Genomic DNA, 10988 nt, shown 5'->3' on the forward strand with positions numbered 1-10988 from the left:
TTACCAAAAATAAAAAAAATAGTCGAAAGTCAAGTATTTCTGACTATAAAGCAATCGCCTCAACTTAAATCCGAAATTATAATGCAATACGAAGGTGTTCTTATTAAGATGGAAACGGAATTTGCAAGTCCGATTCAATATTATATGACTTTTGAAAACAGCTTCCTGAACGTAAATCAGGCTCTTGATAAGAATATAGAAATAAGTTTTTTGGGCTACCAATGCCTGAACTGTTCAAAAAAGAAAAAAATATTTCGTCAGGGTTTCTGCTATGACTGTTTTTATAGCAGTCCGGCTGTGGGAGACTGGATTATGAGACCCGAACTCAGTACGGCGCATCTGGGTATTGCTGACAGGGACCTGGACTATGAAACCAGGGTTCAGCTGCAACCGCATATTGTATATCTGGCTTTGTCAAGTGAGATAAAAGTAGGAGTGACGCGAAAAACGCAAGTGCCTACGCGTTGGATTGACCAGGGTGCTGACGAAGCCATTTCAATTGTTGAGGTTCCCAATCGTTATTTGGCAGGAATTACAGAAGTAGCTCTTAAAAATCATTTTGTAGATAAAACCAATTGGCGAAAAATGTTGCAGAATGAAGTGGTGTCGTTGGATTTGATGGCCGAAAGAATGCGTATTTTTGAAAGGCTTCCGGAGGAAGTCCGGCCTTATTTCAATACCGATTTGAATGAACATTTCATACTCAAATATCCGGTTTTAAGATTTCCAAAGAAAGTCACCGGATTAAATCTGGAGAAAACCCCAAACTATGAAGGCCGATTAATAGGCGTAAAAGGACAATACCTGATTTTTGATGATGGAACGGTACTTAATGTCCGCAGCTATGAAGGTTATGTTATTGGAATGAATATTTCTTAAAAGAAACACCCTGCCAGGGTTCAAAATCCTGGCAGGGTGCTTCTTTTTGTTTTAGAAGATGTCTATTCTTTTTTCTTCTTATTAAAAAGCCCTTTAATTCCTTCAGAGACTTTTGTCTTTACATCTTCTTTAGGCGTTGACGTCTGTGTTTTTGTAGTATCTTTTTTGTTGCCTCCCAAAAGATTTTCCAGTGCGCTGGTTCCTTTGGTAACCAATTTGTCTTTTTCGGTTTTAATCAGCTGGTTTGCCAGTTTAGTAACAGCCTGTTCAATATCGGTAGAAACTTTAGGATTTTTGAAATTACCGGTAAGTATTGCCGTAACCGGAATATTCTCCAATTTGTTGGCTTCGGCAGGAGTCAGTTTTGCGATTAGCTTATTTGCATCGTTTCCTAAGTATTTTGCAGGAACATCAAATTTCAGATTATAATTCATCGATTGGTCAAAACCATGCTGTCCACCAATATTAATCTTAATATCCTGATACTTGATATCAAAAGGTTTTACGTTGACTTTTCCATCCTTAAAGGTAAGGTTGGCTTTCAAATCATTCAGGTTTAATTTTTGCAAATCGATAAACTTTACCTTTTCATCAAGCTTGTTCAATACAGCAGAATTCTTGGCATTTACAGTAGTCGATAACAGCTGCCCAAAAAGGTCACCTGAAAGTGTATTCAAATCTGGCGACATGGTTTTGGCATCCAGATTACCGGACAATTTGATGGTCGAATTTAATTTTCCGTTAATCGCCTCGGCAATTGGAGCAATCTTTTTCATCATGTCCAATTGTGTAAATGTCTGGTTGATGTCAACTGTCGTTAACCCAAGATTCATATCAAATGTAGGTACTTTACCTTTGGTGGAAACATCACCGGTAGCGGTTATCAATCCGTTAAAGATTGAAGTTTTCAGGTTTTGCAATGAAACGGCTTCATCTTTTACTACAATTTTTCCGGATACGTCTTTAAGATTCAAGTTGTCATAAACTACAGTATTTGCAGAAGCATTCAGCGTAACGTTTAAAAGTTTAGGAATCTTGACAGCCTCCGTAGTAACTGTTTTGTTGTTAACCGTAGTTTCCGTTTTCGACATAAAGTCCGAAACTAAAAACTGGTTAGATTTCATGGTAAAGTTTCCTCTTAACTCCTGGTTTTTGAAAGCATAACCCAGGAAGTTTTCCAGAGTTCCATTCACCTTCAGGTCGGTTTTTCCGGTAGTCATGTCTAACTGCTGCAGATTGATTTTTTGGTTTGAGAATTGGGCAGCGGCCGTATTGATTGTATAGGTTTTTTTGTCTGCATCAACATATTTGAATCCGGTAATACTTGCGTTACCCATAGCCTGTATGTTCTGGTATTGATTGGCTTCCACAGATTTCATGTCAAATTTCGTTTCAACATCGGCTTTTAATATTCCGGAAAGCGGCGTGTCCAGCTTTACCGGATAAGCTTTAGAAACATTCCCCAAATTGATTGTTCCTTTTAGCTTGGCATCAACCAAAGGATTCTCAACGATGTTTTTTACATTGGCCTGAACATTGAAAACGTCCTGGTCGATTCTGAAAGAAAGCTTGTCCAAATTGACATAAGTATCATTCAGATTTCCGGTTTCGTTGATGATTTTGGTATCAATTACAATGTTCTCAACAGATTTTGGCAGGTCAGGATATTTGAATGAAGCATTGTTTGACGCAATGGCCAGATTGAATTTAGGAATGGTTTTGTCGCTGTATAGTCCTTTTGCAAAACCGGAAACTTTAAAGTCACCTGTTGTTTTTACGGTATTCAGATTTCCGGCATAAGCCTCAGGAATGACACCCAGGAAATTCTTGAATGAAGAAGTTGGTGTTTTAAAAGTCAGATCGTATTCCTGTCCGGCATCCACAATCTGGATAAAACCATCAAATTCCAAAGGTAATTGGTTAATTAGTGCCTTGTTGTCTTTGAAAGTATATTTGCTGTTTTCGAGGTTAATACCCAATACTGCATCCAAATCCAATTTGACGTTTTTCATATAATTGGTCTTGTCCATGTCCAATGAAACTTTGGCTGTAGTTTTTGTAGTCAGGTCTAATTTTGAAGCTGCAAAATTTCCTTTTCCGGTATGGTTCAGGCTGTCAATCACCATTTTCACCTTTGAACGTTCGTCAAAGTAAGTAAAACGCAGATTTTCTATTTCATAGTTCTGGATGTTCATGGCAAAGGGCTTACTTTCAGAATCGTCCTTTTTTTCTTTATCGTCTTTTATGGCAATATCGAAATTGCCAACACCATTCTTGTCAAAAAGAATATTGACCACACCATTGGTAGAAGAAAATGATTCGATATTCATTGGTTCACCATCGCCTTTGAAAAGTTCCCTGACAGACATTTTCAGGTTTACTTCTCCGGCATAAAGCAGGGTGTCGCCTTCAAAAGGAGCTTTGTTGATAATAGCCAGCTTGTCAATAGTGACATTAGCACGCGGGAAGCTTTTGAACAGGCTCAAATGCACATCATCAAACGCTACTTTCGCGTCTACCTTCTCATTAATTGATTTCAGCACCAACTGCTGAATTTTATCTTTAAACAAGAATGGAGCCGCAGCTAATGCAATTATCACTACCAGAAGGAATATACCAATACCTTTTAAAATCTTTTTTAACATAATAAAATCATTTGTTTAGCGAAATTATAACAAAAATTAAACCAAATAGCTTAATAAAAGTATAAAAAATGAATTTTTTAAATAAAAGCAATTAAGAAATGTCTGAATAAAAAAATCAGGGACTAGCCCTGATTTAATTGTAATTTATTTTTGGTCGCTATTTTATATTGATTTCATAAGGGAGCAACGCCTGCATTCCTTTTTGAGCGCTCATTCTTCTGATTTGCTCAATCATTTGGTAGTTTTCCTCCCCAACTTCTTCTTTGATAAAGCTTTCTTTGGATTTCATGAAAGGCATTCCGCCAAATAAGTCTCCAAATTTTTTCTCATAAGAAGGGAAATCAGCCGTTTTATATTCCTTAATATTTGCCAGTTTTGCAGCTTCCTTCAAGGCATCGTTCATACCGCCAATTTTGTCTACCAATCCAATTTTCAGGGCATCGGTACCTGTCCAGACTCTTCCTTGTGCGATAGAATCAACAGCTTCAAATTTCATATTTCTCCCCTGGGCAACGCGGCCTACAAAAACTTTGTAGATATTTTCTACACTTTCCTGAAGGGTGCCTTTTGTTCCTTCATCCAATGGCAGGAAGATGCTGTATCCTGCTGCGTTCTGATGTGTTTTTACCTGTTCGGTATGAATACCGATATTGTTGGTCAGTTTTGTAATGTTTGGCAATGTTCCAAAAACTCCAATTGAGCCGGTGATTGTTGTTTCTTCAGCGAAGATTTTGCTGGCATTGCAAGCTATATAATAACCTCCGGAAGCGGCAACGTTACCCATAGAAACAACTACCGGTTTTACTTTTTTGGTCAGTTCAATTTCTCTCCAAATCAGGTCGGAAGTCAAGGCGCTACCACCCGGACTGTCAATTCTCAAGACAATGGCTTTAACATTTTTGTCTTTTCTGGCTTTTTGCAAAGAACGTCTCATTGAGCCTTCGCCAATAATGTTTACATCACCTTCTCCGCTAAGTATGGTTCCCTGTGCGTAGATAATAGCAATAGTGTTATCAGTGGCAGGTTTTTTTCCTGTTGTGGAGTTTTTATGGGCATAGTCAATAATGCTTACCGTATTGTACTCCTCGTCTTTTTTAACTTTTAGAGCTTTACGAATACCGTCATGATATTCGTCTTCATAAGCAATCTTATCAATAAGCTTCTCTGCTTTTGCCATTTCAGGAGTTCTTGCCAGCAGGCCATTTGCGATTTCATTCAGTCGGTCAACAGAAATGTTTCGGCTTTTTGAAATGTCGGCAACTACAGAATTCCACACAGAATTTAATAAAACAGAAATCTGCTCCCGGTTGGCCTCACTCATTTCGTTAGCCAAATAAGGTTCCACGGCGCTTTTGTATTTTCCATGACGGATAACTTCCATTTTAATGCCGGTTTTTTCCTGGAAGTCTTTGTAGAACATAACTTCGGAAGAAAGTCCTTTGAAATCCATTTCTCCAACCGGGTTAAGATAAATGGTGTCGGCAACAGAATTTAAGTAATATTCTTTCTGGCTGTAAGAATTCGCATAGGCTACGACAAATTTTCCGGACTTCTTAAAGTCTTCCAGTTTGTCACGAAGTGCCTTGCTTTGTGCCATTCCTAATAATGAAATGTTATTCAGGATTGAAATTCCTTTGATTTTGCTGTCTGTTTTTGCCGCATCAATAGCATTGATTACGTCAGAAAGCCCGTTTGTTTTTTCTTCATTCAGGAACTCGAAATCCTCGTATAAAAATTTTCCGGCATAGTCGTTGGTTACTTCTTCGAGATTGAGTTCAATCACGGAGTTATCTTTTACGGTGACGGTTTTTTCGTTATTGCCAAACAAAGCGGCAATAATTATAAATCCGAAGAAAAGGATAAACAGGAAAACAAATAAGCCGAGTACGGTTGAAAATACATTCTTTAAAAAATTCATAGTATTGTTATTTCTTTATAGGTCACATACATAATAGAAAAGTTACAAATTTCGGTGGAATAATTTCAGGTTGCAACTTAAAAATGTGCTTTTGTGTGAAATACTTTTCCTTAATTTGCAGTCTATGAAAATGCAGCACCAGGCCATATTATCTATCGGAAGCAATCAAGGCGACAGGCTTCGCAATATTCAGGAAGCTATTGATTTGATTCACAGCGAGGTTGCGACTGTTGTGAAAGTTTCCAGGCTGTATGAAACGCCGGCCTGGGGTTTTGAAGGCGATGCATTTTATAATTGTGCCCTATTGGTTCATACCTGCAAAGAGTCTGCAGTGCTTTTGGATGAAATCTTAAATGCCGAACTTCGTTTGGGAAGAATCAGAAACAAGGTAATGGGTTATCAGTCCAGAACGATTGATATTGATGTCATCAGTTTTGATGACGAAATAATCGATGCCGAAAACCTTAAAGTACCACATCCACGTATGGCCGACAGGAAATTTGTGTTGCTGCCGATGGACGACCTGAAATCGGATTTTGTGCATCCTGTATTGCAGAAGAATGTAACCGAATTGTTGAGAGAGTGCCACGACGATTCAGATTGTAAAGTGGTTTCCAATTTGAAATCTCCGGTAACAGATTATCATTTTGACCGATTCAATTATATAGCCATTGAAGGAAATATTGGCGCCGGAAAAACAACATTGGCTCACAAAATTGCCGAAGATTTTAATGCCAAGACGGTTTTGGAAGGTTTTGCAGACAATCCTTTTTTGCCAAAATTTTATAAAGACCAGGCGAGGTATGCTTTTCCATTAGAAATGTCATTTTTGGCCGACAGATACCAGCAGCTGTCACAGGATTTGGCACAATTTGACCTGTTTAAGGATTTTATTGTTGCTGACTACCATATTTTTAAATCCCTGATTTTTGCCAAAGTTACTTTAGGAGAAGACGAATACCGTTTGTATAAAACGCTTTTTGATATCATCTACAAGGAAATGAAAAAGCCCGATTTGTATGTGTATCTTTATCAGAATACGGAGCGGCTATTGGAGAACATCAAAAAAAGAGGACGTTCCTATGAGCAGGAAATCCCGGCAGAATATTTGGATAAAATCAGCAGAGGATACCTGGACTATATAAAATCTCAAAAAGATTTGAATGTCCTGATCATTGATGTTTCGGATAAAGATTTTGTCAAAAATCAAAGCGATTATCTTCAAATTTTAAACGAAATCGAAAGCCAGGCTTTGGCTGTATAAGCTAGTAATTCAGTTTCTGGAACAAATCCCATACTACAATTCCGGCACTTACAGAAATGTTTAGCGAATGTTTGGTTCCCAATTGTGGAATTTCTATTGTTCCCTCGCACTTTTTGATGGCTTCCTGCGAAACACCTTTTACTTCGTTTCCAAAAACCAGAGCATATTTCTGTCCGCTTTTTGGTTCGAATTCCTGAAGTGAAATAGAGTTTTCTACTTGTTCTATTGCCATGACCGAAACGTTTTCTTTTTGTAACGTATCAATAACTTCCAAAACGTCTTTTGCATATTCCCAGGCAACGGTTTCGGTAGCGCCTAAAGCTGTTTTATGGATTTCTTTATTAGGTGGAGTTGCCGTGATACCGCAGAGATAGATTTTTTCAATCAGAAAAGCATCGGCTGTTCTGAAAACAGAACCGATATTGTGCAGGCTTCGGATGTCGTCCAGGATGATTGTAATTGGTGTTTTTTCTGCCTGTTTAAAATCTTCAATGCTTTTTCTTTCTAATTCGCTGTTGGCAAGTTTTCTCATAAATGCGGATGCAATATTGTTAGTTTTTCTATTTTAGCAAAAATAATTTAAAAATCTGAATACTCTTGGCCACGAAAGACAAAACTCCGAAAGAAACTCCGTTAATGAAGCAATACAATGAGATTAAGGCGAAATATCCGGACGCCTGTTTGTTGTTCAGAGTAGGAGATTTTTATGAAACTTTTGGAGAAGATGCAATACGCGCTTCAAAAATACTGGGAATCGTCCTGACAAAAAGAGGAGCAGGTTCCGATACGGAAACAGCTTTGGCCGGATTCCCACACCATTCCCTGAATACTTATCTGCCTAAACTGGTTAAAGCCGGACTTCGCGTAGCGATTTGCGACCAGCTTGAAGACCCGAAAATGACAAAAACTATCGTGAAGCGTGGTGTTACTGAATTGGTGACTCCCGGCGTTTCTATGAATGATGAGGTATTGCAGTCTAAATCGAATAACTTCCTGGCTTCGATTTATTTTGGGAAAAGGATTATCGGTATTTCGTTTCTCGATGTTTCTACAGGAGAATTTTTAGCAGCACAGGGTAATGAAGAATATATTGACAAGCTGCTCCAGAACTTTAGTCCGAGCGAAGTGCTGGTTCCAAAACAGAACAAGGCCAACTTTAAAGAGGTTTTTGGTGAAGACTACCATAACTTTTATCTTGAAGACTGGGTGTATAAAGAAGATTATGCTTTTGAAACGCTAACGGGACATTTTCAGACCAATTCCTTAAAAGGATTTGGAATTGAAGAATTGCCGGAGGGAATTATTGCGTCAGGAGCGATATTGTATTATCTGTCCGAAACACAGCATAACAAAGTACAGCACATTACTTCAATACAGCGAATTGCGGAAGATGCTTATGTTTGGATGGACCGATTCACCATTCGAAATTTAGAATTATACCATAGCTATAACCCGAATGCGGTAACACTGTTGGATGTTATAGACAGAACACTTTCTCCAATGGGTGGTCGCCTCTTAAAGCGTTGGCTGGCCTTGCCGTTAAAAGATGCAGATAAGGTTAAAGGACGTCATGAAGTGGTTTCTTATCTGAAGGAAAATAATGAGGTGCTGAAAAGCATCCAATACCAAATCAAGCAGATTTCGGATTTAGAACGGTTGATTTCAAAAATAGCCACAGGAAAAGTATCGCCAAGGGAAGTTGTAAACCTGAAGGAATCGTTGGATGCCATTATCCCAATAAAAACATTGGCACTTGACAGTAAGAATACGGCTGTCAAAACCATAGGAGACAGCCTTCATAGTTGTGACCTCCTAAGAGAAAAAATTAAAGAGACCTTAAACCCGGATGCTCCTGTTTCGATCAACAAGGGAAATGCGATTGCCAAAGGTGTGCATGCTGAATTGGACGAGTTAAGAAGTATATCTACTTCCGGCAAAGAATATCTTGAGGGAATCGAAACCCGCGAATCGGAGAGAACAGGAATTTCTTCTTTAAAAATATCTTTTAATAATGTTTTTGGTTATTATATAGAAGTAAGAAATACGCATAAAGATAAGGTTCCGGCCGAATGGATTCGCAAGCAGACTTTGGTCAATGCGGAGCGTTATATTACGGAAGAACTAAAAGAATATGAAACCAAGATTCTTGGAGCCGAAGAAAAAATCCATCAATTGGAAAGCCAGCTTTTTGAGCAACTGGTGGTTTGGATTTCGACTTATATAAAACCAGTACAACTCAATGCGAATTTAATTGCGCAATTGGATTGCCTGGCTTCGTTTACGCAGTTGGCCATTGAGAACAATTATGTTTGTCCGGTTCTGGATGATACATTTGAACTGGAAATAAAGAACGGTCGCCATCCGGTGATTGAAAAACAGCTCCCGGTGGGAGTTCCTTATATTGCCAATGATGTTTATCTGGACAGGGAAACCCAGCAGATAATCATGATTACAGGGCCTAACATGTCCGGTAAGTCGGCTATTTTGCGCCAAACGGCACTGATTGTACTATTGGCCCAGATGGGAAGCTTTGTTCCGGCAGAAAGCGTTAGGATGGGTATTGTCGATAAGATTTTTACAAGAGTAGGAGCATCAGATAATATTTCTATGGGCGAATCTACTTTTATGGTAGAGATGAACGAGACCGCTTCCATTCTTAATAACCTTTCAGACAGAAGTTTGGTGCTTTTGGATGAGATAGGAAGAGGAACGAGTACGTATGATGGAATCTCAATCGCCTGGGCAATTGCGGAGTATCTGCATGAACATCCCGGAAGGCCAAAAACCTTATTTGCGACGCACTACCATGAACTTAATGAAATGACCGAAATTCTGGAGCGTATCCAGAATTATAATGTGTCCGTAAAAGAATTAAAAGATACGGTTCTTTTTATCCGAAAACTTATAAAAGGTGGAAGTGCCCATAGTTTTGGAATTCATGTGGCAAAGATGGCAGGAATGCCGCAAACAGTCATCCAGAAAGCACAGAAACTGCTTAAAAAACTGGAAAAAGACCATTCCGGCGAAGCATTGAATGGTACTAAATCTTCAAATGACGAAATGCAGTTGAGTATTTTTAATTTAGATGACCCGCTTTTAGAAGAAATAAAAGACGAAATACTCAATTTAGATATCAATACGCTGACTCCGGTTGAAGCCCTGATGAAGCTCAATGAGATCAAACGGATGTTAGGAAAGAAGTAACGGGATTTTAAAGATTACGTTATCAGAAAGTTATGTTTTTCTTGATGTTTTTTTGAAAAAAGTTCTTGTATAATTGAATTAATGTATTAAATTTGCATCCGCAATACGGTTCAAGTGTTGCAGTTCTTATCAAATACACAATGCGAAAATAGCTCAGTTGGTAGAGCGCGACCTTGCCAAGGTCGAGGTCGCGGGTTCGAGCCCCGTTTTTCGCTCAAATTAAAGTCCATGCTCGGATGGTGAAATTGGTAGACACGCTGGACTTAAAATCCAGTGAACAGCAATGTTCGTGCGGGTTCAAGTCCCGCTCTGAGTACTCTTAAAAGCCCCTAAACACGGGGCTTTTCTGTTTTCAGGCCGATTTCAAAACCGATATGAAAAGCCTCGAAATTACATTTGGGAAGCCAGAAGGGAAGCCAGTTACAATCACCATAAAAGGCATGCACAAAGACTATTCCGAAGTACAGTTGTACTACCCGAAAGATGAGGAAGGACGGCCGCTGATCGCCCCAAAAAAGCAGTGGTACGTTTACTATTCCTACCGTAATCCGTTCACTGGATTTATGCAAAGAATCAAAGACTATTGCGGATTAAATTCCTATAAGACAGCAGCCGAAAGGTTGGAGGCGGGCAAGGCCTGGATCAAGGCTTACGAACTCCTACTTGACAACGGGTTTAACCCGTTCGATGCAAAAGGTATAGAGGAAAAGGACATGCCGGGAGAAATCGCCAAAACAGTCTATACGGTAAAATCCGGCCTCCAGTATGCCTATGATAATAAACTGGGTTCCTGGAAATCCTCAACTGCAGACGACTACCTGTTCCGGATGGGTGTTTTTATGGAATATGCCCAAATGAATAAGTTCGACCATATGGATATCCGGGAGCTGAGGGATGTGCATATAATCGGATTTCTTAACTGGCTGATCAACCCGAAGGGGAGGAATGTCGGCAATACATCCCAGGACAACTACAAGCGTGCGATTTCCGGGCTTTTGGGCAAGCTCAAAAAGGATAAGATAATATCCGCAAATCCGGCGGCAGGAATTGAAACGAAAAAGGACAGGCCAAAAAAAAA

General features: G+C 39.2%; 7 protein-coding genes and 2 tRNA genes. 6 read left to right on the forward strand and 3 right to left on the reverse strand.

Features of this window, described 5'->3' with window-relative positions; all coding sequences use genetic code 11:
* The first annotated feature begins 81 nt into the window (after window positions 1-81).
* Window positions 82-879 (forward strand): DUF2797 domain-containing protein, encoded by a 798-nt coding sequence (locus ASG38_RS06080; RefSeq protein WP_056068180.1) that lies wholly within the window; start codon window positions 82-84, stop codon window positions 877-879.
* Window positions 880-941: 62 nt separating this feature from the next.
* On the opposite strand, the gene ASG38_RS06085 is transcribed toward ASG38_RS06080, so the two are convergent.
* Window positions 942-3524 carry an AsmA-like C-terminal region-containing protein gene (locus ASG38_RS06085; protein ID WP_056068182.1) on the reverse strand — a complete coding sequence of 861 codons (2583 nt, stop codon included), beginning with the start codon at window positions 3522-3524 and terminating at the stop codon, window positions 942-944.
* 157 nt (window positions 3525-3681) lie between these two features.
* Window positions 3682-5442, reverse strand: coding sequence for a signal peptide peptidase SppA (sppA, locus tag ASG38_RS06090; RefSeq protein ID WP_056068183.1), 1761 nt, complete (start codon window positions 5440-5442; stop codon window positions 3682-3684).
* A gap of 124 nt (window positions 5443-5566) precedes the next feature.
* Between sppA and folK the strand changes: the two genes are divergently transcribed.
* Entirely contained in the window at window positions 5567-6706 is a 1140-nt protein-coding gene (gene folK / locus ASG38_RS06095; RefSeq protein ID WP_056068185.1) for a 2-amino-4-hydroxy-6-hydroxymethyldihydropteridine diphosphokinase, read from the forward strand.
* Window position 6707: 1 nt separating this feature from the next.
* On the opposite strand, the gene ASG38_RS06100 is transcribed toward folK, so the two are convergent.
* Complete coding sequence (locus tag ASG38_RS06100) at window positions 6708-7238, reverse strand: RNA methyltransferase (protein WP_056068187.1); 531 nt, start codon at window positions 7236-7238, stop codon at window positions 6708-6710.
* A gap of 65 nt (window positions 7239-7303) precedes the next feature.
* On the opposite strand from ASG38_RS06100, the gene mutS reads away from it, so the two are divergent.
* From mutS to ASG38_RS17985, 4 genes are all read left to right on the forward strand, one after another.
* Window positions 7304-9910, forward strand: a complete 2607-nt coding sequence (gene mutS, locus ASG38_RS06105; protein WP_056068188.1) for a DNA mismatch repair protein MutS — start codon at window positions 7304-7306, stop codon at window positions 9908-9910.
* 142 nt (window positions 9911-10052) lie between these two features.
* Window positions 10053-10125, forward strand: a tRNA-Gly gene (locus tag ASG38_RS06110).
* A 15-nt stretch (window positions 10126-10140) separates the two neighbouring features.
* Window positions 10141-10226 (forward strand) — tRNA-Leu (locus ASG38_RS06115).
* Between the two features lie 58 nt (window positions 10227-10284).
* Window positions 10285-10988 (forward strand): hypothetical protein (locus tag ASG38_RS17985; RefSeq protein ID WP_162239665.1); only part of this gene is annotated, 704 nt, incomplete at its 3' end.

This window comes from Flavobacterium sp. Leaf359 (genome assembly GCF_001423985.1).
GTDB lineage: Bacteria > Bacteroidota > Bacteroidia > Flavobacteriales > Flavobacteriaceae > Flavobacterium > Flavobacterium lindanitolerans.

Bases quoted from the DNA above. Each gene is read 5' to 3' on its own strand.
- ASG38_RS06080 (WP_056068180.1), top strand. From the start codon at position 82: ATGCAATACGAAGGTGTTCTTATTAAGATGGAAACGGAATTTGCAAGT.
- ASG38_RS06085 (WP_056068182.1), bottom strand. From the start codon at position 3,524: ATGTTAAAAAAGATTTTAAAAGGTATTGGTATATTCCTTCTGGTAGTG.
- sppA (WP_056068183.1), bottom strand. From the start codon at position 5,442: ATGAATTTTTTAAAGAATGTATTTTCAACCGTACTCGGCTTATTTGTT.
- folK (WP_056068185.1), top strand. From the start codon at position 5,567: ATGAAAATGCAGCACCAGGCCATATTATCTATCGGAAGCAATCAAGGC.
- ASG38_RS06100 (WP_056068187.1), bottom strand. From the start codon at position 7,238: ATGAGAAAACTTGCCAACAGCGAATTAGAAAGAAAAAGCATTGAAGAT.